Origin of the sequence: Pseudoclavibacter sp. RFBJ3, assembly GCF_002931375.1 — a bacterium.
Classification (GTDB): Bacteria; Actinomycetota; Actinomycetes; order Actinomycetales; family Microbacteriaceae; genus Pseudoclavibacter.
On the sequence record NZ_PSXZ01000009.1, the window covers coordinates 59,734 to 84,443 of the forward strand.

The 24,710-nt window shown below is 67.8% G+C and carries 26 protein-coding genes and 1 tRNA gene; 11 read left to right on the plus strand and 16 right to left on the minus strand.

The window, feature by feature from the left end; translation table 11 throughout:
* Positions 1-3: 3 nt before the first annotated feature.
* The 5 genes from C5E07_RS19475 to nrdH form a co-directional block, all read right to left on the minus strand.
* The gene (locus C5E07_RS19475) at positions 4-165 is read right to left on the minus strand and encodes a hypothetical protein (protein ID WP_160073323.1); all 162 of its coding nucleotides are present in this window, start codon (positions 163-165) and stop codon (positions 4-6) included.
* 353 nt (positions 166-518) lie between these two features.
* Positions 519-1,502 carry a class 1b ribonucleoside-diphosphate reductase subunit beta gene (gene nrdF / locus C5E07_RS09590; protein ID WP_104241767.1) on the minus strand — a complete coding sequence of 328 codons (984 nt, stop codon included), beginning with the start codon at positions 1,500-1,502 and terminating at the stop codon, positions 519-521.
* A 105-nt stretch (positions 1,503-1,607) separates the two neighbouring features.
* Positions 1,608-3,734 (minus strand): class 1b ribonucleoside-diphosphate reductase subunit alpha, encoded by a 2,127-nt coding sequence (gene nrdE / locus C5E07_RS09595; RefSeq protein WP_104299281.1) that lies wholly within the window; start codon positions 3,732-3,734, stop codon positions 1,608-1,610.
* Positions 3,731-4,162: a class Ib ribonucleoside-diphosphate reductase assembly flavoprotein NrdI gene (gene nrdI, locus C5E07_RS09600; protein WP_104241771.1), complete on the minus strand. Its 432-nt coding sequence runs from the start codon at positions 4,160-4,162 to the stop codon at positions 3,731-3,733. The genes nrdE and nrdI overlap by 4 nt, the downstream gene beginning before the upstream one ends.
* A 121-nt stretch (positions 4,163-4,283) precedes the next feature.
* On the minus strand, positions 4,284-4,520 hold the full coding sequence (gene nrdH, locus C5E07_RS09605) for a glutaredoxin-like protein NrdH (protein ID WP_068478736.1): 237 nt from the start codon (positions 4,518-4,520) through the stop codon (positions 4,284-4,286).
* A 331-nt stretch (positions 4,521-4,851) separates the two neighbouring features.
* Here nrdH and C5E07_RS09610 point away from each other — a divergent pair, with 331 nt between their 5' ends.
* From C5E07_RS09610 to C5E07_RS09630, 5 genes are all read left to right on the plus strand, one after another.
* Complete coding sequence (locus C5E07_RS09610) at positions 4,852-6,066, plus strand: MFS transporter (protein ID WP_104299282.1); 1,215 nt, start codon at positions 4,852-4,854, stop codon at positions 6,064-6,066.
* A gap of 40 nt (positions 6,067-6,106) precedes the next feature.
* Positions 6,107-6,937, plus strand: a complete 831-nt coding sequence (locus C5E07_RS09615; RefSeq protein WP_104299283.1) for an aldo/keto reductase — start codon at positions 6,107-6,109, stop codon at positions 6,935-6,937.
* A 72-nt stretch (positions 6,938-7,009) separates the two neighbouring features.
* Positions 7,010-7,939, plus strand: a complete 930-nt coding sequence (locus C5E07_RS09620) for a DUF4349 domain-containing protein (protein WP_181057903.1) — start codon at positions 7,010-7,012, stop codon at positions 7,937-7,939.
* A gap of 107 nt (positions 7,940-8,046) precedes the next feature.
* A complete protein-coding gene (locus C5E07_RS09625; protein WP_104299285.1) occupies positions 8,047-8,967 on the plus strand; it encodes a PRC-barrel domain-containing protein in 921 nt (306 codons plus the stop codon).
* 8 nt (positions 8,968-8,975) lie between these two features.
* A complete protein-coding gene (locus tag C5E07_RS09630; RefSeq protein ID WP_104299286.1) occupies positions 8,976-9,263 on the plus strand; it encodes a YciI family protein in 288 nt (95 codons plus the stop codon).
* A 67-nt stretch (positions 9,264-9,330) separates the two neighbouring features.
* Here C5E07_RS09630 and C5E07_RS09635 read toward each other — a convergent pair whose 3' ends face one another.
* On the minus strand, positions 9,331-10,818 hold the full coding sequence (locus C5E07_RS09635) for an MFS transporter (protein WP_104299287.1): 1,488 nt from the start codon (positions 10,816-10,818) through the stop codon (positions 9,331-9,333).
* A 104-nt stretch (positions 10,819-10,922) separates the two neighbouring features.
* Here C5E07_RS09635 and trxA point away from each other — a divergent pair, with 104 nt between their 5' ends.
* Positions 10,923-11,309 (plus strand): thioredoxin, encoded by a 387-nt coding sequence (gene trxA, locus C5E07_RS09640; protein WP_104241786.1) that lies wholly within the window; start codon positions 10,923-10,925, stop codon positions 11,307-11,309.
* Here trxA and C5E07_RS09645 read toward each other — a convergent pair.
* The 3 genes from C5E07_RS09645 to C5E07_RS19480 form a co-directional block, all read right to left on the minus strand.
* The gene (locus tag C5E07_RS09645; RefSeq protein WP_104299288.1) at positions 11,249-12,199 is read right to left on the minus strand and encodes an SDR family NAD(P)-dependent oxidoreductase; all 951 of its coding nucleotides are present in this window, start codon (positions 12,197-12,199) and stop codon (positions 11,249-11,251) included. The two genes, trxA and C5E07_RS09645, sit on opposite strands and share 61 nt — an antisense overlap.
* A gap of 92 nt (positions 12,200-12,291) precedes the next feature.
* Positions 12,292-13,380 (minus strand): GNAT family N-acetyltransferase, encoded by a 1,089-nt coding sequence (locus tag C5E07_RS09650; protein ID WP_181057905.1) that lies wholly within the window; start codon positions 13,378-13,380, stop codon positions 12,292-12,294.
* A gap of 101 nt (positions 13,381-13,481) precedes the next feature.
* Positions 13,482-14,252: an alpha/beta fold hydrolase gene (locus tag C5E07_RS19480; protein WP_104299290.1), complete on the minus strand. Its 771-nt coding sequence runs from the start codon at positions 14,250-14,252 to the stop codon at positions 13,482-13,484.
* Between the two features lie 156 nt (positions 14,253-14,408).
* Between C5E07_RS19480 and C5E07_RS09660 the strand changes: the two genes are divergently transcribed.
* The 3 genes from C5E07_RS09660 to C5E07_RS09670 all read left to right on the plus strand — a co-directional run bounded on the left by C5E07_RS09660 (position 14,409) and on the right by C5E07_RS09670 (position 17,507).
* The gene (locus tag C5E07_RS09660; protein ID WP_104299291.1) at positions 14,409-15,218 is read left to right on the plus strand and encodes a siderophore-interacting protein; all 810 of its coding nucleotides are present in this window, start codon (positions 14,409-14,411) and stop codon (positions 15,216-15,218) included.
* A gap of 370 nt (positions 15,219-15,588) precedes the next feature.
* A complete protein-coding gene (locus tag C5E07_RS09665) occupies positions 15,589-15,792 on the plus strand; it encodes a cold-shock protein (RefSeq protein ID WP_068478769.1) in 204 nt (67 codons plus the stop codon).
* Positions 15,793-16,304: 512 nt separating this feature from the next.
* Positions 16,305-17,507, plus strand: a complete 1,203-nt coding sequence (locus C5E07_RS09670) for a TetR/AcrR family transcriptional regulator (protein WP_181057907.1) — start codon at positions 16,305-16,307, stop codon at positions 17,505-17,507.
* Positions 17,508-17,580: 73 nt separating this feature from the next.
* On the opposite strand, the gene C5E07_RS09675 is transcribed toward C5E07_RS09670, so the two are convergent.
* The 4 genes from C5E07_RS09675 to C5E07_RS09690 all read right to left on the minus strand — a co-directional run bounded on the left by C5E07_RS09675 (position 17,581) and on the right by C5E07_RS09690 (position 21,031).
* A complete protein-coding gene (locus tag C5E07_RS09675; RefSeq protein WP_104241798.1) occupies positions 17,581-18,030 on the minus strand; it encodes a DUF1622 domain-containing protein in 450 nt (149 codons plus the stop codon).
* Between the two features lie 8 nt (positions 18,031-18,038).
* Positions 18,039-19,244, minus strand: a complete 1,206-nt coding sequence (locus tag C5E07_RS09680) for an MFS transporter (protein WP_308471364.1) — start codon at positions 19,242-19,244, stop codon at positions 18,039-18,041.
* Positions 19,245-19,322: 78 nt separating this feature from the next.
* Entirely contained in the window at positions 19,323-20,624 is a 1,302-nt protein-coding gene (locus C5E07_RS09685) for a heparan-alpha-glucosaminide N-acetyltransferase domain-containing protein (protein WP_104299293.1), read from the minus strand.
* A gap of 56 nt (positions 20,625-20,680) precedes the next feature.
* Positions 20,681-21,031 carry a DUF2200 domain-containing protein gene (locus tag C5E07_RS09690; RefSeq protein WP_104299294.1) on the minus strand — a complete coding sequence of 117 codons (351 nt, stop codon included), beginning with the start codon at positions 21,029-21,031 and terminating at the stop codon, positions 20,681-20,683.
* Positions 21,032-21,128: 97 nt separating this feature from the next.
* Between C5E07_RS09690 and C5E07_RS09695 the strand changes: the two genes are divergently transcribed.
* Positions 21,129-21,779, plus strand: coding sequence for an NADPH-dependent F420 reductase (locus tag C5E07_RS09695; protein ID WP_104299295.1), 651 nt, complete (start codon positions 21,129-21,131; stop codon positions 21,777-21,779).
* A 38-nt stretch (positions 21,780-21,817) separates the two neighbouring features.
* On the opposite strand, the gene C5E07_RS09700 is transcribed toward C5E07_RS09695, so the two are convergent.
* Positions 21,818-22,093, minus strand: a complete 276-nt coding sequence (locus C5E07_RS09700) for a hypothetical protein (protein ID WP_146080563.1) — start codon at positions 22,091-22,093, stop codon at positions 21,818-21,820.
* A 519-nt stretch (positions 22,094-22,612) separates the two neighbouring features.
* Positions 22,613-22,688: transfer RNA gene (locus C5E07_RS09705), tRNA-Ala, on the minus strand.
* Between the two features lie 254 nt (positions 22,689-22,942).
* On the opposite strand from C5E07_RS09705, the gene C5E07_RS09710 reads away from it, so the two are divergent.
* Positions 22,943-23,713 carry an AraC family transcriptional regulator gene (locus C5E07_RS09710; protein WP_181057909.1) on the plus strand — a complete coding sequence of 257 codons (771 nt, stop codon included), beginning with the start codon at positions 22,943-22,945 and terminating at the stop codon, positions 23,711-23,713.
* A 41-nt stretch (positions 23,714-23,754) separates the two neighbouring features.
* Here the strand turns inward: C5E07_RS09710 and C5E07_RS09715 are convergent, their stop codons facing one another.
* A complete protein-coding gene (locus tag C5E07_RS09715; RefSeq protein WP_104241810.1) occupies positions 23,755-24,681 on the minus strand; it encodes a hypothetical protein in 927 nt (308 codons plus the stop codon).
* Positions 24,682-24,710: the final 29 nt, after the last annotated feature.

Here is a 24,710-nt window from a genome sequence, read left to right on the forward strand (position 1 = left end):
CGGTCAGGCGAGGTCGCTGATGCCGTCCTGGCGTCGGCGGTCCTGCGATCCTTCGTCGTCGACGGCGCCGTCGCCGGTCTCGAACTTCTCGTCGCGACGTTCCTGGCGGTGCTCTTCCTGGTGCTCGTGCTCTTCGCGCAGCTCTTCGTTCTTGTCGTGTCCCATGGGGTCTCCTCGATCGTCTTCGGCGCATCGTTGCGCAGCCCGCGCGGCGGAGTGCCGCAGGCTGAGCGTAGCGCTCGGCGCTTGGATCGCGGCAGGAATTGGCTCCTCCACACCAGGACGAGAATGCCCCTGACTCCGCACCGTCCAGGGCTGCCAAGGTCGAGGGCTGTGTTGTGGTCGTCACAACGCAGCGGAAGCGACCAGAAGTCCGCTCCCGACCTTGCGGGCAGCGGTTTGCCCGCCGGGCGCGGAGCGCTGCTCGGCGGGGGCGCCGGAGACGCCTCGAGGCGGTGCCCACCAGGAGTCCTGGTCGGCACCGCCTCGAGGGTGGCGCGTGGTGGAGAGAGCTGGGCTTAGAAGTCCCAGTCCTCGTCTTCCGTGTTGACGGCCTTGCCGATGACGTAGGAGGAGCCCGACCCGGAGAAGAAGTCGTGGTTCTCGTCGGCGTTCGGCGAGAGCGCCGACAGGATCGCCGGGTTCACGTCGGTGACGCTCGAGGGGAACATGGGCTCGTACCCGAGGTTCATGAGCGCCTTGTTGGCGTTGTAGTGCAGGAATTTCTTGACGTCCTCGGCGAGGCCGACTTCGTCGTACAGGTCGTGCGTGTACTGCACTTCGTTCTCGTAGAGCTCGAAGAGCAGCTCGAACGTGTAGTCCTTGAGCTCCTGGCGCTTGGCCTCGTCGACCAGCTCGAGGCCCTTCTGGTACTTGTAGCCGATGTAGTAGCCGTGCACTGCCTCGTCGCGGATGATGAGGCGGATGAGGTCGGCCGTGTTGGTGAGCTTGGCGTGGCTCGACCAGTACATGGGCAGGTAGAAGCCCGAGTAGAACAGGAACGACTCCAGCAGCGTCGACGCGATCTTCCGCTTGAGCGGGTCGTTGCCGTGGTAGTAGTTCATGACGATCTGCGCCTTGCGCTGCAGGTTCTCGTTCTCCGTCGACCAGCGGAACGCGTCGTCGATCTGCGGCGTGCTCGAGAGGGTCGAGAAGATCGACGAGTAGCTCTTGGCGTGCACCGACTCCATGAACGCGATGTTCGTGTAGACGGCCTCCTCGTGCGGCGTCAGCGAGTCGGGGATGAGGCTGACCGCGCCCACGGTTCCCTGGATCGTGTCGAGCAGGGTGAGCCCCGTGAAGACGCGCATGGTGAGCGTCTGCTCTGCAGGCGTGAGCGTGTTCCACGACTGCACGTCGTTCGACAGCGGCACCTTCTCGGGGAGCCAGAAGTTGTTGACGAGTCGGTTCCAGACCTCGACATCTTTCTCGTCTGGGATGCGGTTCCAGTTGATCGCCTGGACCTTCTCGAGAAGGTGGCTCGTCTCGGCCTGCGGGTTCATGTGCGTGGAGTTCTTTTCTGTCGCGTTCGTGCGGGAATGGTCGGGCAGCTCACCCGGAGGCAGGCCTCACTCGAAAGCAGGGCTGACTCGAAATCAGGGAGGGGCCTACAGCATGCAGCTGACGCAGCCGTCGACCTCGGTGCCCTCGAGCGCGAGCTGGCGAAGACGAATGTAGTAGATCGTCTTGATGCCCTTCTTCCACGCGTAGATCTGCGCGCGGTTGATGTCGCGGGTCGTCGCCGTGTCCTTGAAGAAGAGCGTCAGCGACAGGCCCTGGTCGACGTGCTGCGTCGCCTCGGCGTAGGTGTCGATGATCTTCTCGTAGCCGATCTCGTAGGCGTCCTCGAAGTACTCGAGGTTGTCGTTCGAGAGGTAGGGCGCCGGGTAGTAGACGCGGCCGAGCTTGCCTTCCTTGCGGATCTCGATCTTGGACGCGATCGGGTGGATCGACGACGTCGAGTGGTTGATGTAGCTGATCGAACCGGTCGGCGGAACCGCCTGCAGGTTGCGGTTGTACATGCCGTGCTTCTGCACGAGCTCGCGCAGCTCGGCCCAGTCGGCCTGCGTCGGGATGTGCATGCCCTCGAAGAGCTCGCGGACGCGCTCCGTCTTGGGAGCCCACTCGACGTCGACGTACTTGTCGAAGAACTCGCCCGTCGCGTAGGTGGAGCGCTCGAAGCCCGCGAAGGACTTGCCACGCTCGGTCGCGATGAGGTTCGAGGCGCGGATCGCGTGGAACACGACCGTGTAGAAGTAGATGTTCGTGAAGTCGAGAGCCTCTTCTGAACCGTAGAAGATGCGCTCGCGGCCGAGGAAGCCGTGCAGGTTCATCTGGCCGAGGCCGATGGCGTGCGACTCGTCGTTGCCCTTCGCGATGGAGGGTACCGACGCGATGTGGCTCATGTCGCTGACGGCGGTGAGGCCGCGGATCGCGGTCTCGACGGCCGTCGCGAGGTTGCGCGAGTCCATGGCGGCGGCGATGTTCATCGACCCGAGGTTGCAGGAGATGTCGTTGCCGATGGTCTCGTAGCCGAGGTCGTCGGTGTACGTCGTCGGCGAGTTGACCTGGAGGATCTCCGAGCACAGGTTCGACATGTTGATGCGGCCCTCAATGGGGTTCGCACGGTTCACCGTGTCCTCGTACATGATGTACGGGTATCCGGACTCGAACTGGATCTCGGCAAGGGTCTGGAACAGCTGGCGTGCGCTGATCTTCGTCTTCTGGATGCGTGCGTCGTCGACCATCTCGTAGTACTTCTCCGTGACGGAGATGTCGCCGAACGGCTTGCCGTAGACGCGCTCGACGTCGTACGGGGAGAAGAGGTACATGTCTTCGCCGCGCTTGGCGAGGTCGAACGTGATGTCCGGGACGACGACGCCGAGCGACAGCGTCTTGATGCGGATCTTCTCGTCGGCGTTCTCGCGCTTGGTGTCGAGGAACCGCATGATGTCGGGGTGGTGCACGTTGAGGTACACGGCTCCAGCACCCTGACGCGCGCCGAGCTGGTTCGCGTAGGAGAAGGAGTCTTCCAGCAGCTTCATGATCGGGATGATTCCCGAGGACTGGTTCTGGATCTGCTTGATCGGCGCACCCGACTCGCGGATGTTCGACAGGTTGAAGGCGACGCCGCCTCCGCGCTTCGAGAGCTGCAGGGCGGAGTTGATGGAGCGGCCGATCGACTCCATGTTGTCCTCGATGCGGAGGAGGAAGCAGGAGACGAGCTCGCCTCGCTGCTTCTTGCCCGTGTTGAGGAACGTCGGGGTCGCGGGCTGGAAGCGCCCGGCGATCATCTCGTCGGCGAGCGAGGTTGCGAGGGTCTCGTCGCCCTGCGCCAGGCCGAGCGCGACCATGAGCACGCGGTCCTCGAAGCGCTCGAGGTAGCGCTTGCCGTCGAACGTCTTGAGCGCGTACGAGGTGTAGAACTTGAAGGCGCCGAGGAAGGTCGGGAAGCGGAACTTCTTCGCGTAGAGGCGGTTGCGGAGCCCCTCGATGAAGGAGTGCGCGTACATCGCCAGGGTCTCGGGCTCGTAGTACTCGTTCTCGACGAGGTACTCGAGGCGCTCCTCCAGGTCGTGGAAGAACACCGTGTTCTGGTTGACGTGCTGGATGAAGTACTGGTGAGCGGCTTCGCGATCCTTGTCGAACTGGATCTGGCCGTTCTCGTCGTACAGGTTGAGCATCGCGTTGAGCGAGTGGTAGTCGAGCGTGTTCGCCACGGTTGGTGCGTTCATCGTGATGACACTTGCGTCGTCGAGAGCGGTTGTTGCTGCCAAAACCTGTCCAATCCAGAGTTGACTGCGGCGACGTCGTCTGGCGTGCCGAAGAGTTCGAAGCGATACAGCGTTGGTACGCCGCACTTCGAGGAGATGATGTCGGCGGCGAGGCCGTAGCCTTTGCCGAAGTTCGTGTTTCCGCCGGCGATGACGCCGCGGAGGAGCTCGCGGTTGCGTGGCTCGTTGAGGAATCTGATGACCTGCTTGGGGACGGCCCCGCGCCCATCTCCCCCGCCGTAGGTGGGGAGGATGAGCACGTAGGGCTCGTCCGCGACAAGCTGGGGTTCGCTCGGGAAGAGCGGGATGCGGCTCGCTGGCCGGTCGAGCTTCTCGACGAAGCGGCGCGTGTTCTCGGAGACGCTCGAGAAGTAGATGAGCCCGGTCATGGGTGCAGTCCCTTCTTCATCCGCGTCATACCTTGATGCGCGTCATGAGTCGCGTTTCGAGATGCGAGCGCTCAGAGCGGTGAACGACGATCAGCGCAGTGAGCGTCGCCCGGTGCGACGGCTAGGCCGTTGCGAGAGCAGCCAGCTGGCTGATCTTGTCGGGGCGGAAGCCCGACCAGTGGTCGTCGCCCGCGATGACGACGGGAGCCTGCATGTAGCCGAGCTCCTTGACGGTCTGCAGTGCCTTCTCGTCTGCGGAGACGTCGAAGATCTCGTACTCGATGCCCTGCTTGTCGAGGGCACGGTAGGTGGCGGTGCACTGCACGCATGACGGCTTGCTGTAGACGGCGATTGCCATGGTTTTCTCCTGGTTCCTAAGTGCTTGGGGAGTGCTATTCGTGCAGTGTGTTGAAAGCGTCTCGCCCGGTCTCTCGCGGCCCTGCCGGAGCAGTCTCACGCGGTGCCAGGTGGATGAACCCCCGTTGTGTCGCAGTTTCCCGCGGCCACTACATCTTGTGCTCGATGAGGCTACCACCACTAGATAGGGTGTTACAACCGTGTAGTTCTCCACAAGTCCTCCACAGAAAATGCCCCAGTTTCCGGCGTTTCTCCACCGTTTTCCGGCGGTTGTGCACAGTCTGTCCCCAACCACCGACATTCCCCGTCCGAGGCGTACGATTGTCGGCGCTGTGACGAACTACGCGACTGTACTCAGAACCCCAGGCCTGACACGACTCCTGCTCTCGCAGCTCGTCGCCAGGTTCCCCGCCGGCATGCTCTCGCTCGCGATCCTCATGCACGTCGAGGACACCTACGACAACTTCACCTCCGCCGGCGTGGTCCTCGCCGCCCTGAGCATCGGCCAGGCGGTCTCGGGCCCGGTCGCCGGGCGCCTCATGACCGTCTGGGGCATGAGGCCCGTGCTGATCTTCACGATGATCGCGTGCTCGCTCTCGCTCACGGCGCTCGCGCTCTGGCCACCGGTGCTCTGGCAGGCGGCGATCCTCGCGGTGCTGGCTGGGCTCAGCATCCCTCCCGTCTCCCCCGCCGTCCGGACGATCTACCCCAAGGTCGTCACCGCATCACAGCTGTCGCGCCTCTTCTCGCTCGACGCCTCCCTCCAGGAGGTCATCTGGGTGATCGGGCCCGTCGCCACGACCGCCGTCGCGTTCGCGATCTCGCCAGCAGCCGGCATCCTCGTCGGTGCCGGCATCACCCTCGTCGGCGGCCTCTGGTTCGTGGCAGCCCCCGAGGTGGGCAAGGTGCGCATCCCGAAGTCACGACGCAGAGCGGGGGCGGTGCTGCGCAACCCGGTCGTCGTCCTCATGTCCGTGACGGGCGCCCTCCTCGTCGGCGCCTGCGCCGCCATCGAGGCCGCCGTCGTGGCGGAGTTCGGCCACGAGCGCGCGGAGACCGGCATCCTGCTCGCCGTCTTCGCCGTGGGCTCTCTCGTCGGCGGCCTCGCCTTCGGGCACCTGCCGCTTGCGCCCCTCTCCCTCGCGCGCCGCATGGGGATCGTGTTCCTCGGCATCGGCCTCGCGCTGATCTCGACGAACCCGGTCTGGCTCGGCGCCGCATTCTTCGTGAGCGGCCTCGGCATCGCGCCCGTCTTCTCCGGCAGCTTCTCCGCGGTCTCCTCGAGCGTCCGCTTCAGCGAGAGCGCCGAGTCGTACGGCTGGATGGCGACGGGGCAGCTCATCGGCGCCGCGGCTGGGTCCGCGCTCGCCGGCATCGCGAACGACCTGGCTGGTTCCCTCGGCGGCTTCCTGGTGAGCGCCGCGTTCGCCCTCGCGGGCGCAGTCGTCGCCCTCCTCTGGCGCGGGCATATCCCGGACCTGCGTGGTGCCGACATCGCGCCGCGACCCGACACCGAGCCCATGAACGTCCTGAACGCCCCTTCCTGATGCCGCTCCCGGTGCTCAGAACGCCGACCGAAAGGCCCAGATGACCTCGCCGCTCACCCCCAGCTTGACCATGAACGACGGCATCCAGATCCCCCAACTTGGTCTCGGCGTCTACAAGGTCCCCGACCTCGAGGCGACCAGGGTCGTGGTGGATGCCATCGACCTGGGCTACCGACACCTCGACACGGCGGCGTTCTACGACAACGAGGCGGGCGTCGGCCGCGGCATCCGCGAGAGCGGGGCTCCCCGCGAGGAGCTCTTCGTGGCGACGAAGGTCTGGCACGACCGACACGGCTTCGAGGAGACGCTCACCTCCTTCGACGAGAGCCTCGAGAAGCTCGGCCTCGACTACGTCGACCTCTACCTCATCCACTGGCCTGCCCCGGCGCAGGGCAGGTACGTCGAGACCTGGCGAGCGCTCGAGCGGCTCCATGGCGAGGGGCGTGCCCGATCCATCGGCGTCTCGAACTTCAAAGGACACCACCTCGACCGCCTCGCGGCAGAGACCGAGACCGTGCCGGCCGTCAACCAGATCGAGCTGCATCCTCGCCTGCCGCAGGTCGAGACCCGCGCGTACAACCGAGCGCACGGCATCCTCACGGAGGCATGGTCGCCGCTCGCACGGGGCACGCTGCTCGACGAGCCGGCGCTCCTCGCCCTGGCCGACAAGCATGGCAAGACGGTCGCCCAGGTCGTGCTGCGCTGGCAGCTGGACCTCGGCAACGTCGTCATCCCGAAGTCGGTGCACCGCGACCGACTCGCCTCGAACCTCGAGGTCTTCGACTTCGCGCTCGACGCCGAAGACCTCGCCGTCATCGCCGCCCTCGAGTCCGGCGAACGCACCGGCAAGGACCCAGACCTGTTCTTCTGACCGCGCGCCCGCAGTGGATCTCTGGGGGAACTCGGAGCACGCCGAGCCCCGCCAGGTGCTTGCATGACTGCTATGCGCACCACATTCCGGCGGCTCGGCGCCGCGACCGCCCTCGCCCTCAGTGCGCTCCTCCTCTCCGGATGCGCGAGCGGCATGTCCTCGACCGAGTCGCAGTCCGAATCGGCGCCGCAGGGCGTCGCGCAGGACTCCGCGGGTGCCCCGGAGGCGGCCGCTGGCGCCACGCAGGAGAATCGGGACGTGGTCACGACGGGCTACGTGGGGATCCAGACGGGCGACGTGCCCGGAGCCCGCACGCAGGTGGAGGCCCTCGTGGAAGCACGCGACGGGCGCATCGACGCCCGATCGGAGACGGGGGGCGACTCCATCTCAGCGCAGCTGACCGCGCGGGTGCCGGCAGCAGACTACGACGCGTTCATCACCGAGCTGCGCGAGGTCGGAGAGGTGGTCTCCGTCGAGACCTCCGCCGTCGACGTCACACTGCAGAAGACGGACATGTCCTCACGCGTCTCGACACTCGAAGCGTCAGTGACCTCGCTGCGAGGGATGCTCTCCTCGGCCACGGAGGTCGACGACCTCCTCGCGATCGAGACGACGCTGACCGAGCGCACGAGCGAGCTGCAGAGCCTGCGCGCGCAGCTCGAGGTGCTCGAGGAGAGCATCGCGTACTCGACCGTCTCGATCTCCATCTCGAGCGATGCCCCGTCCCCCGAGGAGGAACCAGCTGGCTTCCTCGCGGGCCTGCAGGACGGCATGGCGGCGCTGCTGCGCGGGTTCGCGTCGTTCTGGACCGCGCTGGGCTTCGCGCTCCCAGGTCTCGCGCTCCTCGCGGTGCTCGGCGCCGCGGCCTGGCTCATCGTGCGTCTCAGCATGCGGTCTTCGGCAGCCCGAGCGGCCCGCCGGGCAGAGGCTGTCAGCGCTGCACAGCCTGCGCCAGCGACACCGGAAGGCACAGGCCGCGCGCCCGCCGAGCCCGCTTCCTAGCGCCGATTCGGCCAGCGCACCGCTGCAATCGCTAGTCTTGTGCAGGTCGTTCGTGCGCACGTGGGCACGGATGGCCCGCCACATCCACGTTGACCGAGGAGCACAGCATGGCTGCCGACGACACGAACACCAAGTTCGATCCCGATTTCGAGCCGCGCGACGATGACACCACGCGCATCGAGGCCGCGGGTGTCCCCGACGAGGACCTGGCTCCGGGCGACACGATCGGGGACCTCGCAGACGACCCCATCGAGCCGCCCCAGGACACCGACGAAGCCTCGGACTCACTCGCAGCCGGCACCGGCCACGTGAGCGGCGAGAGCAGCGCAGCCGCCCAGCTCAAGGCCCACGAGGCGAAGCTCACCCGCATCTTCCAGGCGACCGTCTTCGGCCCGGGCGACGAGCGAATCGGCCGTGTCGGCCAGGTGTACCTCGACGACCAGACGCGCGACCCCAACTGGGTCACGGTGAAGACGGGCCTGTTCGGCACCAAGGAGTTCTTCATCCCGCTCGATGTCGCGGAACTGGACGAGAAGCGCATCCTCGTGCCCTACTCGAAGTCGCTCGTGACGAGCGCTCCCAGCACGGAGGTCGACCAGAACCTCAGCCCTGCCGAGGAGGACGCGCTGTACGTGCACTACGAGGTTCCGGGGCGCATGCCCGAGAACGGCACGGAAACGAGCCTCGTCGAGGATGGAAGCGAGCTCCGTCCTGGCAGCGCCCCCGTCATCCTGGAGCAGAGCGGTGACGACTTCGGCGACGCCGACGAGGCGACGCGGACCGAGGACGCGCTGCTCGCCGAGACCGTTGCCGATTCCGCCTTCGACACCGAGGCCAGCATCGACGCCCACGAGACGGCGGCGCCCCTGCTCTCGGCCGACGACGACGACACTCGCCTCATCGCGACTGCGGAAGCCGCGGCGAGCGACGATGAGTTCGAGGCGCCGACGGTGACCGAGTGGGAGGAAGTCAGCTTCCAGCGGCCGAGCGACGAGCCGACCGACCCGACCAGCCCCGACCGGAACTAGGAGCCTCCGTGCCTCTCTTCGCCACGATCTACCACTACGCAGACGATTCAGCCGACACCCGCGACGAGCACCGCCCCGCGCACCGGGCCTGGCTCGGCGAGCAGAAGGACGCGGGCATCCTGAAGGCCTCTGGCCCTTGGGCCGCTCCGCACTCGGGCGCGCTGCTCCTCTGGGAGAGCGACGACGAGGCGTCCCTGCGGGAGCTCCTCCCCGCCGACCCCTTCGCCGCAGTCGGCGTCATCCGCCAGACCGACGTCTACGAGTGGACACAGGTCTTCGGACCGTTCACCCCGTAGCTGGCGAACTCCCCAGCACCTCGACGAAGCCGGTCGCCGCACTCGCGGCGGCCGGCTTCGTCACGAGCTAGGCCTGCTCGTGGGTCTGCGCAGGCTCGGCGGAGCTGCCGGGTGCCGCTGCCCTTGGCTTCTCGAAGAACAGCACGACGACCGCTCCCGCGAGGAAGGCGGCGATCGGCAGCAGCAGCGACTGCCCCAGGGCCGCGGAGAACCCCTCGGCGACCGCGGGCGGCAGCGCGCCGCTGCTCTGCTCTGCGGCATCCGCCGGCATGCCAGGCAGCTCGGCCGCGAGGCGCGAGCTGATGAGGGCGGCGATCGCGGCCGACCCGAGCACCGAGCCGACCTGGCGGGTCATGTTGTAGACGCCGGATCCCGCTCCAGCGAGTGCGGGAGGAAGGTTCCGCGTAGCGCTCGTCGCGAGCGGTGCCCAGAGGCCGGACATCCCGAGGCCGAGGAAGGCGGGTGGGATGAGCAGCTGCCAGAGCGGCGTGTCGGCCGTCATGAGCAGCGACATCCACCCGAGCGCGGCAGCCACGATGAGGAATCCCGCGAACGCGATCCAGCGGGGCTCGGTGCGGTCGGTGAGGCGGCCCACGAACGGCGCCATGACCCCGGACACGACGGCCATGGGAACCAGCATGAGCGCCGCCTGCGTCGGCTCGAGTGCGCGCGCCGTCTGGAAGTAGAACGCGATCGGGAGCGGCATGGAGACGATCGCGAGGCCCAGCACCGAGATGCCGAGGTTCGCGACCGTGAAGTTCCTGTCGCAGAAGAGCCCGAGCGGCAGGAGCGGCTCCTTGCGATTGAAGCGCTGCCAGACGACGAAGCCGACGAGTACGACCACTCCGGAGACGATGAGTCCCCACACGGAGATGGGTCCGACGATCTGCCCCCAATCGAACGTCTCGCCTTCCTGGATGCCGAACACGAGCAGGAAGAGACCCACAGCGCTAAGCACCACGCCCAGCCAGTCGAACGAGTGCGCCTTGGTCTCGAGATCGGGCACGAGACGCCAGGCCAGGATGAACGCGACGACTCCGACGGGCACGTTGACGAAGAAGATCCACTCCCAGCCGAGGCCGTCGACGAGGAACCCTCCGAGGATAGGGCCGACGAGGGTGGCGACTCCGGCGACCGCACCCCAGAGCCCCATGGCGGCACCTCGCTTGTCCGGCGCGAAGATCCGAGTGATGACCGACATGGTCTGCGGGGTCATGAGAGCGGCGCCGAGGCCCTGCACGGCACGCGCCGCGATGAGCATCCCGATGTCACCCGAGAAGCCGCACCAGAGTGATGCGAGGGTGAAGACGACGAGGCCGATGAGGTAGATGCGCTTCGGGCCGAAGCGGTCGCCGAGGCGACCGGTGATGAGCAGCGGCACGGCGTAGCTGAGCAGGTACGCGCTGGTCACCCAGATGACGGCGGTGATGTCGGTCTGGAGATCCCTGAGGATGGCCGGGTTCGCGATGGAGACGATCGTCGAGTCGACCAGGATCATGAAGAAGCCGATGACGAGGGCCCAGAGGGCGGGCCAGGGGCGGGAGACTGTTTCCACGAGGGTGGATGCTACGCCCCTTGTCGGGCCGTTGCGCGCCACGCGAGGAATAGCCGGCGGGCGGAGCGCGTTGTGCTCCCCGTACGCCCAGAGACAGGAGACGCATGCCAACCATCGACATCACCACCGAGACGTTCAAGGACACGGTTGCCTCCGAGGGCATCGTGCTCATCGACTTCTGGGCCGAATGGTGCGGCCCCTGCCGCCAGTTCGGTCCCATCTACTCCGCCGCTTCGGAGCGCCACGAGGACATCACGTTCGCGAAGGTCGACACGGAGAACAACCAGGAGCTGTCCGCGGGTCTGCAGATCACGTCGATCCCGACGCTGATGGCGTTCCGCGACGGCGTGCTGCTCTACCGCGAGGCCGGCGCCATGCCGCTCGCGGGGGTCGAGAAGCTCATCGAGGCCCTCGAGAACGTCGACATGGATCAGGTTCGCGCTGAGATCGCCGAGAAGTCGGGCGCTGCGCCCGCCAACGAGGCGCAGTAGGCCCAGAGCTTCTCCCCCAGCTCGGGGTCGTAGCTGCGCCAGTGCGAGATGCCGATAACGGGCATTCCCCGCGTGAGGTGGGCGGGGACGATCGTCTCCCCGCCCGCTAGCTGCGGGTCGGTGACGGCCCTGAGCTGGCAGAGGGCACCCTCGTGCTTGCCTTGCGCCGCGAAGGCGAGGAGGCTGTCCAGGGCGCGCTTGCCGAGCGACGGTTCGTGGACGCCCGGGATCGTCGGGGTGAGACCGCCCGTCGAGTAGCCGGGATGCGCGACGAGGCTGCGCACGTGCCCGCCAGCGGCGCGCGCTCGACGGTCCCCCTCGATCGCGAGCACCTGCGTCGCGAGCTTCGACTGCGCGTAGGCGTTCCACGACGTGTAGCCGCCGCGCAGCTGCACATCCTCGAGGTGTGCCCTCGTGAGCGCGGGCGCGATGCTGCCGAGCCACACGAGGGCGGCACCCTCACGGAGCGCGGCCCCCACTGAGAGGTGGCTCAGGAGGGCGAAGTGGCCGAGCGCGTTCGTGGCGAAGACCCGCTCGATGCCGTCGCTCGTCTCTTCCCGCTCGGTCGGCGGATGCACGACTCCGGCGTTGAGGACAAGACCGTCGAACCCGGACCCAGCTGACGACGGGTCGCCGATGAGTGTGGACGCCGCGCCGCGGATCGCCTCGAGCTCCGCGATATCGAAGGCGAGGGTCGTGACGAGCTCGGGTCGTCCCATGGCTGCGGCCGCAGCCTCGAGCCTCGCGGCGCTTCGTCCCGTGATGACGACGTTCGCGCCGCGGGCAGCCAGGCTCTTCGCCGTGAAGAAGCCGAGCCCCGTCGACGCGCCCGTGATGAGGTAGCGCCTGCCGGAGAGGTCGTGGGGCCCGAACTCAGCTGCGGCGCTCACGCGTCGTCGCCTTCATCGAAGTGCTCGTACCGCGGCATGGTCCGCTCCTCTTGGCTGTGGCTGAGAGATCCTGCCTCAGCAGTCTAGGAGCGTCAGATCTCCAGAGCTGGGGAGGCCTGCAGGTCGTAGCCGAACGCGTAGAGATGTACGACGACGCCGGGGGCGACCTCCTTGGGCCCCTCCCGGTCGGTGAGGTGCACGAAGCCGAGCCGCTCGTACAGGCGGTGGGCGCCGAGCATCTCCGGGCCGCTGTTCATGACGACCCGCGACGCGCCCCGATCACGCCCGAGGGCGATGACGTGGCCCGCGAGCGTCTGTCCGATGCCGCGCCCGCGCGCCTCGGGGGCTACGGCGAGCATCCTGAAGTCGAGCTCGCCCTGCCTTGCGAGCTGCGAGATCCGCTGCCCTGGTCGTGGCGTCCAGACGGATCCGAGGATCGTTCCGGTCGCGATGTCCTCGGCAACCCAGACCTCGTCTTCACTGGCTCGGCTCGCGGCGTCCCGCAGATCCTCGGCGTAGCTCGCCGTGACCACGTAGTCGTTGCTGTACGCGCGCTCGGTGAGGCGCCCGACCAGCTCGACCTCGTCGTGCCGAACCAGGCGGAGGCGAACGCCTTCGGTCTGCGTGAGGTCGTAGCGGTAGGCGAGCTCGGCTCCGAACGTCTCATCGTCAGTGTCGCGCCCCTTGACCCGCGAGAAGCCGACTCGTTCCGCCAGCCGCCGCGCCTGCGAGTTCGAGACGCCGACATCGAGCACCGCCGCGCGGGCACCGCTCCGCCGGGCGAGGTCGAGAGCGGCGTGGACAAGCGCGTCTGCGACCCCCGCGCCGCGAGCTTCGGGGGCGACGGCGGTGAAGCGCAGCTCCGCCTCGTCACCGCGGGCGAGACGCGCCGGTTCGGTGCCGGCGCGCAGCAACGTCGAGGTTCCAAGGATCTCGGGAGCGCCGTGCTCGGGTTCGTTCGTGACGGCGACGAGCACCGTCCCGGCTTCGCTGCGGGCGGCGACGTCGAGTTCGGCTGCCCGGCGAGACTCGCGCCAGCGCTCATTGCCGTGCCCGCCCGAGTCGAACGATCGAACCGTGAGTGCCCCGATGGCGGCGAATTCGTCCGCTCGGGCCTCTCGAACGGTGAAGGTGCCAGGGTTCGTGTTCGTGTGGGGATCGACGCTTGGTGCGACGCTCATAGACCATCCAATACTTCTCCGGGCAAGCCGCGCCCGCATGTGCAACTGTCCAGCATACGACGCCGGAGGCACACGCGCGGCGGCACGGGACCGCTCTGGAGTCAGCGCTCGTCGTCGTCAGGCGCGATGATGCGGTGCGAACCGGTCGCCGGATGCGCGGCCCTGGCCCGCACGGAGGCGAACTGGCTCTCGACGATGTCGGCGACGACGGCGATCGACTGCTCATCGAAGCGGTCGTGCTGCCCCTCGGCGACTTCCTGCGCGTCGACGTGGCGCAGCCACGACGTGGTGGCGTTGACCGACGCGGGTGTGTAGCCGTTCGTCTCGGCCACAGCACCGCCGAACAGGAACGCGACGGGAACACGGAGACCCGCGAGGGCGTCGCGTGAGGAGGAGCCCTGGTCGTCGGCGGGCAGGGTGTCGCCGAGGCCGCCGTTGACGAGAACCAGGGCTCCGACACGTTCCGGGTGGGCGGCGGCGACCGCGACGGCGAGATCCGCGCCCGTCTCCGTGCCGACGAGCACCGCTCGCTCGACGGAGAAGTGGTCCATCAGCTCGACGACCGCGTGCGCGGTCGTGTCTCTCGCCGCTCTCGAACGCTGCGGCCAGCCCAGATCGTCGATGGACGGCGCCAGGACGTGTGCATCCGGGAGGAGCCCGGCGAGCGTCTCGGCCGTGGCACCATGCGGCTCCCCGAGCAGCAGGAGATTGTCGTGCTTGCGTCCCTCTCTGGAGACGCGGACCAGCACTCCGACGCTGCCGCCGGTGAGGTCGACACTGAGCCCTCTTGGCCCGATCGAATGCGGTTCCGCCTTGGCGGAGCCGAGTGGTCGCAGCGCGCGAACGGGAGCGTCTGCCTCGTCACCCGTCATGCGATCCACTCCTTCGCTGGCTCTCAATGCTACGCACCCTCGCTCCAGCGTAGACGCGGCACCGTGTGCACCGCGGACAGCGCACCTCTCGGATCCACCCACTGGCCCAGCTGCACCCCCGCGACTAAGGTAAACCTAACTCACGAAGGAGCGACCATGTCGAACATCACCACCACGCACGCCGCGAGCGGTCTCGTCAGGTCGCGCCTCGCGGCCAGAGAGCGCGTGAGCGAGCACGTCGTGCGCGTGACGCTGGAGGGCGATGACCTCGCCCGCTTCCAAGGCCTCGGCTTCGACCAGTGGTTCCGCCTGCTGCTCCCCCAGCAGGACGAGACCGTCTTCGATCGCGTGCACGACCGCATCGACTTCAAGGGCTACCTCAAATACCTGCTCATCTCGCAGTCCACGCGCCCCGCCATCCGCAACTACACCGTGCGCGAGTTCCGCCAAGCCCAACGACAGCTCGACATCGACGTGATCGTGCACGGCGACGCCGGCATCGCCGGCCCGTGGGCTCGCGACGCACAGATCGGCGCGCCCGTCGCGCTCATCGACCAGGGCTGCGGATTCGCGCCACCAGCATCCACCGACTGGCAGCTGCTGGTCGCCGACGAGACCGGGATGCCCGCGATCGTCGGCATCCTCCGCGACCTGCCGAGGACAGCCCGCGGGCACGCGATCGTGGAGATCCCATCTCAAGGGGACGCGCAGCCCGTGGAACTGCCTTCGGGATTCACGCTCGACTGGGTGACACGCCCGGACGGGGCTCGCCCTGGCCAGACGGCGCTGCAGGCAGCACGAGACACCCGACTCGACGGCTCGACGCCCTACGCCTTCGCCGTCGGCGAGTCGCAGCTCGCGACCGGCGTCCGCCGACACCTGGTCAGAGACCTCGCCGTACCGAAGACCCAGGTGACCTTCGCCGGATACTGGAAACTCGGCCGCAGCGAAGCCGCGCAGGCCTGACCGAACGGTGGAAATCGAGTGCGTGACCCCGCGTGACTTTTCCGCGAGAAAACACCTTCGATTGCGGGCGCGGAGCGTGATAGCGTTGGTTTCACGCGCTGAGCGTCGGGAAGCCGTCCAGTAGCACCGCAGTTAACACGGGTCGAGCGCGCGCCCCATCCGAATCGGAACTGCCCCCAGACAGCACCGAGCCCAAGAACTTATCCACCCCTTATCTTTGCTCTCCTACGGCGCCGTGGAAGAGCAGCCCGAATCGTCAGAGATTCGGCAGCGCATTCCTGCGCGAAATAAACCGTGCCTAATAAGCACAGATCCGTTCGCGGATCACCCGCCCGAAGTACGGGCTGCATAACAATGAAGGAAGAAAAACATGGCAACTGGCATCGTGAAGTGGTTCAACGCAGACAAGGGCTACGGCTTCATCGCTCCGGACGACGGAACGCCCGACGTCTTCGCGCACCACTCCGCAATCGACGTCCAGGGTTTCCGCACGCTTGAAGAGAACCAGCGCGTGGAGTTCGATGTGACCCAGGGACCCAAGGGTCTCCAGGCCGAGAGCATCCGCCCGCTCTAAATACAGGCTCTCAGCGGTCCCCGTCCTCTGACGGGATGACCACGCACAACGAGTGCGACCTTCGGGTCGCACTCGTTTTGTCTGTCCCGGCGAGTGCATCCCGTTGACCGCTCACCACGAATGACCTCACGGTTTGCAAACCAGAAGCCGACTTCACCTCGCCCGCAGCCTCCGATCTGTCAACGACGACGATCGCGGCGAACCCCGTGTGCCCCCTTGGTGAAGTGGGAGAGCAGAGCACTCGCCTCACCGACGCGGAATGGGCAGTTCCGTCTGCTCGCGCTGGCGGCTGGCGGCGCTTCTGGCTCCCGCCACCGAGGCCAGACACGATCCGCGTGAGGGCGGCATTCGTCGTTCACGGGGAGTCCTCCCCCGTGAGCCGAAGATCTGGTGTGTTCCAGGGTCGACTGGCAGGGAGGAAGGTATCCTTCTTGGGCGAGGCGCGGACCCCCGACCGCGAAATGCCTCGTTCACTACCAGCACCAGACCTCGAACGGAGCAACACTCCCTCCATGACCACTCCCCCCACGTGGCCTCATACCCCAGTCGTCCGCCCCAAGGACCGCAAGCAGCGCATCGAGTCCGCCGCCACTCAGGCATTCGCCCTGCGCGGCTACCACCAGGTGAGCATGAGCGACGTGGCAGCGTCGGTCGGCATCTCGGCCCCCGCCCTCTACCGTCACTTCGCGAACAAGTACGACCTCTTCAAGCACACGGCGTTCGGCATCGTCGACGCGGTCGAGACGGCCACCGACGACGCGGCAGAGAGCGCAGCGGTCATCGGCGCTCCCCCGGCCGAGCAGTCCTCTGCGCTGATCAGCGCGACGCTGGACAGCCTCATCAAGCGCCGCGGCACCGGAGAGATCATCCGCTGGGAGTCCCGCTACCTTGAGCCCGCCGACCGCGCGTCCGTCGACCAGCGCCTCGCCAAGGTCTACGGTCGCTTCTCGACAGTGCTCAAGGAACTGCGCCCGAACCTGCGTACCGAGGACGCCGCCTTGCAGAGTCGTGCGGCCTTCGCCGTGCTCGCGAGCGTCTCGATGCACCGCACCAGCATCTCGTCGGCCGCCGCCGACTACCTCCGTGCGGCTGCCCAGCGCGCCTTCGAGGCAGAGCTGCCCGAGATCGAGTCCTACGTCGCTCCCGCAACGACCGGAATCCCTTCCACGGCGAAGCGCGAGCAGATCGTCGCCCGGTCCATCGAGCTCTTCTTCGCGCGCGGATACAACCTCGTGAGCATCGAGGAGATCGGCGGTGCCGTCGGTATCACCGCCTCCGGCGTGTACCGGCACTTCGAGAGCAAGAGCGGCATCCTCGCCGCTGCGTGCTCACGTGCCGCCGAGTACCTCGGCCAGGTGACCCGCGAGGTCTTCGCCGCCGTCGACAGCCACGAAGCCGCGCTCGATGGCCTGATCGACGCCTACGTGGAAGCCCAGCTCGCGCACCACCGGCTGCTGCAGGTCTACATCGCCGAGTCGACGAACCTCGGCGACGACGAGCGGGAGCGTCTCATCGCGCTCCAGCGCGACCACGTCGAGGAGTGGGCAGGACTCCTGCGCGCCGTGAAGCCGCAGTTCTCCGCCTCGGAAGCGCGCTGCGTCGCGCACGCCGGATTCCACGTCGTGGACTCGCTCGGGCGAGTGCTCGCCTGGCAGGACACGCCGAGCAACCGAGCGCGCGTCGCCCACATGCTCCGCGCGGTCCTCGACGTCTGACGTTCGAGCACACCACGAGCCGTGGCCCGCCCCGTCCAGGGTGCGGGCCACATTCGTCTCTCGACCCGGCACCTCAGACGACGGTGCGCCCCTCACCGGCCCCGGTCGCACCTGCAGACTCGGGACGGCCTGCCGCTCTGACCTGATCCGCCAGCAGCTGTGCGCCGCTCGTGGTGAGAGCACGGCGCCACGGCAGCACACCCTCGATCTCGATCTGGATGGACATGCTCAGCACCGTTCGGATCACGACGATGAGTCCCAGGATGAGAGCGTCCTCAAGCGAGGGCTTCGACGTGATCGTGCGGACGAGGTCGGCGGCAACGAGCACCTCCAGTCCGAGTAGGATGCCAGCTCCGAGCGAGGTGCGGAGCGTCGCGAGGGCGACCTTGCCGCCCTTTCCTCGCACGAGCGCCAGCACGGCGAGCACCACCGCGATGACGATGCCGATGACGATGGCCGACGCGCCGAGCGCCTCGACGACGACCGCGACGATCTCGAACACCTGGTCCATGGATTGCTGCATGCCTGCTCCTAGGAGGTCGGATCTGATCGGCGAGTGCGCCCCGCGAGAACGCCTGCGCATAGAAACGCCACGACTCCGGCGATCGGAACCACGATAAGCCCGACGCGGAGCGACGTCGCGTCGGCGAGCAGGCCGACGAGGGGCGGTGCGGCGAGGAAGCCGAGGCGCATGAGCCACGACACCAACGTGATGGCCGTGCCCGGCTTGAACCCTGGCAGCTCATCAGCCGCATGCAGGGCCGCGGGCACCAGCGTGGCGATTCCGAGACCAGCGGCCGCAAAGCCCGCGATCGTCCCCCCGACGCTCGGGAACAGCAGCGCGACGCCCATTCCGAGCGCGGTCACGAGGCCACCCGCCTGCGCGACCCGCCGCTCGCCGAAGCGATCGACGAGCCGGTCCCCGAGCATCCGCCCCACGAACTGCGCCCCGACGAGCGCGATGAAGCCGAAGGCCGCGAGCGCCTGCGGGGCCTCGAGCGAACCGGAGAGGTAGAGCGCCGCCCAGGTGCTGCCCGAATCCTCGACGACCGAGCCCGCCACGGTGAGCAGCACGAGCGCGAGCAGCACCAGGTACTTCGCCGAACCGCCGCGAGCGGAAGTCCCGGCCTTGACGACCCTGATCCCCGCCGTCGTGACCTCGACGTCGTCGTGCTCCGGGCCGGGGATCATCCACCGGTAGGCGAGGACCGCGACGAGCGTGAACAGGGCGCCGCTGACGCCGAGGTGCAGCGGGAGCGGCACCTGGAGCGCCACCGCGGCGGCTCCCATGAGGCCGCCGAGCACGGCCCCGATCGACCAGATCGCATGGAAGCCGTTGATGATGGAGCGTCCGAAGCGACGCTGGACCCGCAGCCCGTGCGAGTTCTGCGCCACGTCAGTGAGTGCATCCGCCGCCCCACCGAACGCGAAGGCGGCCGCCAGCAGCAGTCCGTTTGGGGCGAAGCTCGCGGCGAACAGTGCGACGCTCGTGATGGCCGTGCCGGCCACGGCGAGACGCGATGACCAGAAGCGACGGATGAGCGCCGCGGCCGCCAGCCCCGCGAGAAGGGCCCCGCTCGGGTAGGCGGCGACGACGAGCCCGAACTCGACGTTGCTCAGCGCGAGCTCGGCCTTCAGCCCCGGATAGCGTGGCAGCAGATTCGCGAAGAGCGCCCCGTTGGTGAGGAACATGGCCGCGACTGCGATGCGCGCGCGCCGGTCTACCCGGGAGGTCACTCCCCGACCGCGATGTCATGGTTCTTGCTGAGCATGCAGCAATCCAAGCACAGCGCGAGCAGTACTGGCGGCGCTGGCTCATTCCACCGTCTGCGAGGCGCGGGGCGCCGCGAGGGCCGCGAACCGCTGGCCGGTCCAGGTCACGGCCGCCTCCAGCGGGCCGCGCCGCTGCCACCAGAAGAAGACCGCACCGACAGCCAGGGCCCCCGCCACGTGGATCAGCCAGATCGGGGCGCTCGAGACGAGCCAGAACAGCTCGGGGGCCTCCGCGAGCCACCCTCCGCTGACGAGGGTCGTGTAGGTCACACCCGCGACGACCACATGCAGCGCGTAGATGGTGAGCGGTGTTGCCCCAGCGCCCAGCGCGGGTCCGAGCACGCGGATGGCCGTGTCGCCGAGTCGGAGGCAGACAGCCAGGCACAGGCCGATCGCGATGAGCGAAGTGCCGGCTGTGATGGCGAGATCGAACGTCGTTCCCGAGTGCGGCGCGGGTGAGGCGAGGAACCAGCTGCTCTCCGTCGGCGTGGTGCCGAACGCCGCCGAGTAGAAGAGCTCGGAGGCCTGCGCCCCCGTGCCTGTCGAGGCGCCGATCGAGTTGAGGCCGCCGAAGGGGCCTGCAAGCAGCATGCTGATGCCGACTCCGACCAGCGCGAGGAGCGCGCCGACTGCCGTGAGTCCGAGGCTCAGCTGCAGGATCGTGCCTCGTTCTCGGGCCGCCAGCAGCATCCGCCCGACCACCATGCCGACGATCGCGTAGACCACCCAGGTGAGCACGGGGTAGGTACCCGTCACGAAGAGTCCGCGGAGCAGCTCGAGCGGATGTGCCAGGTCGAACCAGTTCGGCGTTCCGAGCTCAGAGCCCACGTTGAGCGGCGCCCGCAGCAGCATGGAGAGGAAGGGCCACAGGCCCGCCCACGCGGTCGCGACCATGAGCAGGGAGAGGTTCGAGAGCCGCAGCAGTGGGACGAGGAGCCAGAAGACGAGCCCGTAGTAGACGAGGATCACGGCGATCGGTGTGGGGACGAGACCCAGCGTCATGCCGATCAGCATGAGGGCGAGGCCGCGCCCGAAGACGTTGAGGGCCGCGGCGCCGAACGCTCGGCGCTCGCGCTGTCGCTGCGTCGTCAGCACGACCCCGATGCCGGCGAGCACGGCGAACAGGGCTGCGGCCTTGCCGCCGAGGAACGCGGCCAGCGCCGGCGTCGAACCGTCGGCGTTCGTGACCCAGACGTGGGTCGCCATCATGCCGATGAGCGCGAGGAACCTCGCAAGGTCCAGACCGGAGATGCGTCCGCCGCGCCGAGAGCCCGCGCCGCCCCCGATCCGCCGGCGACCGAGAGAGGAGGTGGCCGGGTTGCCTGCGGGGTTCGGGGCGCTCACACCCTCACGCTACCGGCAGAGGGCACCGCGCCGCACTCCGCCGACGGGCACGGGCCTCAGGCGCGGAGGATCTTCTCCATCGCCTTGCCCTTGGCCAGCTCGTCGACGAGCTTGTCGAGGTAGCGGATCTCCTGCATGAGGGGCTCCTCGATCTCCTCGACACGGATGCCGCAGACGACCCCGGTGACAAGCGACCGCTTGGGCTGCATGAGCGGCGCATCGCGGAAGAACGCCTCGAAGTCGACGCGCGTCTCGATCGTGCCACCGAGCTGCTCTTCGCTGTAGCCGGTGAGCCAGCGGATGATCTCGTCGACCTCGGCCTTGGTGCGTCCTTTGCGCTCCGCCTTCGCCACGTAGTGGGGGTAGACGTCCGCGAACGCGGTTCCGTAGATGCGATGCCCGGCCATGTCAGCTCCTCCGTGTCGCCGCGATTCTACCGGCGTCACATGCCGTCACCCGGTGTCATCTCGGAAGAGCCGCCGACGTCCGCGAGTTGTCTCGAGCATGACAACTCTTGGAATCATCGGAGCAGGGAACATCGGCAGCCAGGTCGCGCGCAAGGCGATCGAGGCGGGCTACGACGTGGTCATCGGCAACTCGCGCGGACCGGAGACGCTCGCCGCGCTGGTGGCGGAGCTCGGACCGAATGCCCGCGCAGCGACCGCGCTCGACGTCGCGGAGGCCGCCGACGTCGCGGTCGTGACGGTGCCGCTGCACGCGTACGAGAGCATCCCCGTCGACGCCCTCGCCGGCAAGATCGTGCTCGACACCAACAACTACTACCCGCAGCGCGACGGCAGCATCGCCGAGCTCGACGATGAGTCGACCACAACTGCCGAGCTCCTCCAGGCGCACCTGCCCGGATCCCGCGTCGTCAAGGCCTTCAACCACATCGCCGCAGCCGACATCACGGCCGACGCTCGCCCAGCGGGCTCCGATTCGCGTCGCGCGCTCGTCGCGGCGAGCGACAGCGACGAGGCGCTGGAGTTCGCGCGCGGTCTCTACGACCAGTTCGGGTTCGACACCCTCGCGCTCACCCCGCTCTCGGAGGGCTGGCGCATCCAGCGCGACACCCCGGGTTACGGAGCGAAGGCGTCCGAGGCGGAGCTGCGGGACCTGGTCGCGGCCGCCAAGCGGTATCGCGAGACCGCCTGAGCGCATCCGACCGGCGCTGGCCGTCCTGACTCGTGCACTCAGCCCGGCTCGCGCATCGCGCGTGGCGGAGCTGCTTCTGCTCCGCCTCGGGCCTGGGCGCCGGCCTGGCGTGGTGCCGCGTAGCTGAGCCGCGCGATCTCCGCGCTGCCGTCCAGGTTGCAGGACTCGACGAGCACCGTCACCCCGGCGAGCACCCGAGTCGGCATCAGCGCCGGAATGCGCCCGTCCCCCAACGCGCGCAGGAGGCGGCGCGTCGAACGACGTACCGCATAGGTCTCCAGCAGCGAGCCGCCTTCCCTCAGGGCTGCCGCCACTGCCCGCACCGTCGGCGCGTCGATTCGACGCCCGACGAGTCCCACACGGGTGGCACGCGCTGCGCGCTTCCATGCGCGCCGCGTCCCCGCGCCAAGAACCAACGTCCGAATGCCTCCCTGGTGACGAACGTCGAGCAAGGACAGCGGCGCAAGGACTCGCCGAAAACCGCAGCGCTGATCCACATCTTCCCCCTCGAACGATCAGAGACTAGCGAAGCGCAGCCGGGACGCAGCCGCGCTCCATCAGACCGGCGGTATTCGCGTCGAAAATGCACCAATTCGCAATGCTCTGGTCGTATTCGGGTGGCATTCCCGGCAATCGCGCCGTCGGCAGAGAGGACGATCCAAGAACCCCGACCGCTCGTGCTGACCGCACGGGTCACCGCGGAGGTGGGAGCGCAAGGCACGCCAACGCAGCAGCTCAAAGATCGGAACTCACGCCCACCCAGAACCACGTCCGCTGAGACCGGACAGCAGCAGACAAAGAAGCCCGCCGGAGACCGGCGGGCTTCTTGTGTCTGGTGGACCTAAGGAGATTCGAACTCCTGACCTCCTCGATGCGAACGAGGCGCGCTACCAACTGCGCCATAGGCCCTGACGAACGGAAACTCTACCACCAGGCGCCCGACACCGCCAATCTCGCGGGCGCCCGACGGTCGACCATGAGCACAGCGCCGACCAGCCATCACTCCTCGGCATCGCCAAAAGATGAGCTCCCAAGCACAGAATTCCTGTACGCTTCTTGACTTCGCATGTAAGAGCGTTGGAACGGTCCGAGCATGTGTAGCATGTCAGATTATGCACACCGCCGGACCGCTGCCCACATGGCAACCTGACCCTCGCACCCTCGTGCTCAAACCAGACATCTCGCCTCCTGCGTCGCTGCTCCCCGCGGCGACAGCGGCGCCCCGGCAGGAATCCGGCCAGCCACTCGAGTGGGGACCTCACTCCCACCCCGTCAGCCAGCTCCTCTCCGTGCAACGTGGAGTCCTGAAGCTCATCGTCGAACGAAGCGCCTGGGTCGTGCCGCCGCACTTCGCCGTCTGGGTCCCGGCGGGCACACCCCACACGAGCCGCGCATCGGCGCAGTGCGAATTCCAGGCAACATTCTTCTCGGAGCGCGAATCGTACCTCCGACCGCGCGAAGCGTACGGGGTCACCGTCACACCCCTGCTCCACGAGCTCCTCACACGACTCGCGGCCGAGGGCATCTCGCAGGTGCAGCGTCGCAACATCGAACGAGTCCTGTTCGACAACCTCGACCCGGCCAGCCACGATCTCCGGGTCCGCATGCCTCGTGACCGGCGCATCGTCCCCATCGCGGATGCGCTCAGGGCACAACCGGCTGACCGCACGTCGCTCGAGGAGTGGGCCCTCTCCCTCGAGGTCAGCAGCAAAACGCTGGCGCGCATCTTCCAGAACGAGACGGGCGTCTCCTTCCACAGCTGGCGCCAGATGGTCCGAGTGCAGTCCGCGCTCGAGCAGCTCTCGAACGGGTCGAGCGTCGCCCTCGTGGCACGCTCGCTCGGCTACGCGCAGACGAGCACCTTCATCGATGCCTTCCGACGAGTCCTCGATGTCACGCCGGGCCACTACCGCGCGCGGGCCCTCACCGTCTGAGCGCCTTCCGGACGCGCGAAGCAGCGGAACCGCAGCGGCGGCTAGTCGCCGTTCGGGGCCGACGTGAAGTTGGGCCCACCGGTTGGCTTCGGCTCGGGCTTCGGATCCTTGGAGGGCTCAGGAGCGGACGTCTGCGAGGGTGCTGGCGCCTGAGTCAGCTGAGGCGCCTCCGTTGCGGGCGGCTGGGTCGCTGCGGAACTCGTCGGAGCTGGGGCGGCCGTCGTGGGCGCCGGTGGAACGTACGTCCTCCTGTTCCCGAAGTGCTCGGCGCGCGCGTCACCGACAACCTGGGGGATCTCGATGACGGCAGACACGAGCGCCGTGAGGTCCTGCCCGTCCGCATTCTCCCGAACGATCGCGATCAGCTCGGCCAGGCGCTCGTCGGTCTCGTACTCGGACTGGACGTATTCCTCGACCTGCGTCTCGGCGGCCGTCGCGACGCGCTGCGAGTATTCCGATACGAAGTACGGCACGGCCGCCTCCATCGTCGTGGCAGCACCGGCGGCATCATTCACGTTGATCTGCTCACGAGCTTCGGTCAGCATGTCGCCCATCTTCGTCTTCGACTCATCCGTGACGAGGCCGTTCGACATGACATAGGCGGGCTCGATGGCATCGACCTGCGCGCTGACCGCGAGAGTCTCGGCGCTCAGCACCACAACGGCTGGCTGGTCGGGAGCAGCGGTGGAGGCCGCGAGGGATTCCTTGCGGACCGTCGCGAAGGAGCCGATCGCAACGGGAATGACGACGACCACGACGAGGAGCGCGACCGCCGCGACGAACCAGCTCACGCGAGCAGCGGACGGCGCCGCGCGGAACCGTGCGAAGGGGCCGCCGAGCACCAGGCGCGCATTCGTCGCGCCAGTGCGGTCAAGCGTCTCGTCGCCCGCCGCGAAGATGCCGTTCGGCACATCGATCGATGCGTTGTCGGTCAGCGCGAAAGGATCGCCGTCTACTGGTGAAGCCATGATCCGACCACACTAGTGGATGGGGCGCG

Bases quoted from the DNA above. Each gene is read 5' to 3' on its own strand.
- C5E07_RS09660 (WP_104299291.1), top strand. From the start codon at position 14,409: ATGTCGAACATCACCACCACGCACGCCGCGAGCGGTCTCGTCAGGTCG.
- C5E07_RS09665 (WP_068478769.1), top strand. From the start codon at position 15,589: ATGGCAACTGGCATCGTGAAGTGGTTCAACGCAGACAAGGGCTACGGC.
- C5E07_RS09690 (WP_104299294.1), bottom strand. From the start codon at position 21,031: ATGGCCGGGCATCGCATCTACGGAACCGCGTTCGCGGACGTCTACCCC.
- C5E07_RS09675 (WP_104241798.1), bottom strand. From the start codon at position 18,030: ATGCAGCAATCCATGGACCAGGTGTTCGAGATCGTCGCGGTCGTCGTC.
- nrdI (WP_104241771.1), bottom strand. From the start codon at position 4,162: ATGACCGGGCTCATCTACTTCTCGAGCGTCTCCGAGAACACGCGCCGC.
- trxA (WP_104241786.1), top strand. From the start codon at position 10,923: ATGCCAACCATCGACATCACCACCGAGACGTTCAAGGACACGGTTGCC.
- C5E07_RS19480 (WP_104299290.1), bottom strand. From the start codon at position 14,252: ATGACGGGTGACGAGGCAGACGCTCCCGTTCGCGCGCTGCGACCACTC.
- nrdF (WP_104241767.1), bottom strand. From the start codon at position 1,502: ATGAACCCGCAGGCCGAGACGAGCCACCTTCTCGAGAAGGTCCAGGCG.
- C5E07_RS09615 (WP_104299283.1), top strand. From the start codon at position 6,107: ATGACCTCGCCGCTCACCCCCAGCTTGACCATGAACGACGGCATCCAG.
- C5E07_RS19475 (WP_160073323.1), bottom strand. From the start codon at position 165: ATGGGACACGACAAGAACGAAGAGCTGCGCGAAGAGCACGAGCACCAG.
- C5E07_RS09620 (WP_181057903.1), top strand. From the start codon at position 7,010: ATGCGCACCACATTCCGGCGGCTCGGCGCCGCGACCGCCCTCGCCCTC.
- C5E07_RS09625 (WP_104299285.1), top strand. From the start codon at position 8,047: ATGGCTGCCGACGACACGAACACCAAGTTCGATCCCGATTTCGAGCCG.
- C5E07_RS09715 (WP_104241810.1), bottom strand. From the start codon at position 24,681: ATGGCTTCACCAGTAGACGGCGATCCTTTCGCGCTGACCGACAACGCA.
- C5E07_RS09670 (WP_181057907.1), top strand. From the start codon at position 16,305: ATGACCACTCCCCCCACGTGGCCTCATACCCCAGTCGTCCGCCCCAAG.
- C5E07_RS09650 (WP_181057905.1), bottom strand. From the start codon at position 13,380: ATGAGCGTCGCACCAAGCGTCGATCCCCACACGAACACGAACCCTGGC.
- C5E07_RS09695 (WP_104299295.1), top strand. From the start codon at position 21,129: ATGACAACTCTTGGAATCATCGGAGCAGGGAACATCGGCAGCCAGGTC.
- nrdH (WP_068478736.1), bottom strand. From the start codon at position 4,520: ATGGCAATCGCCGTCTACAGCAAGCCGTCATGCGTGCAGTGCACCGCC.
- nrdE (WP_104299281.1), bottom strand. From the start codon at position 3,734: ATGAACGCACCAACCGTGGCGAACACGCTCGACTACCACTCGCTCAAC.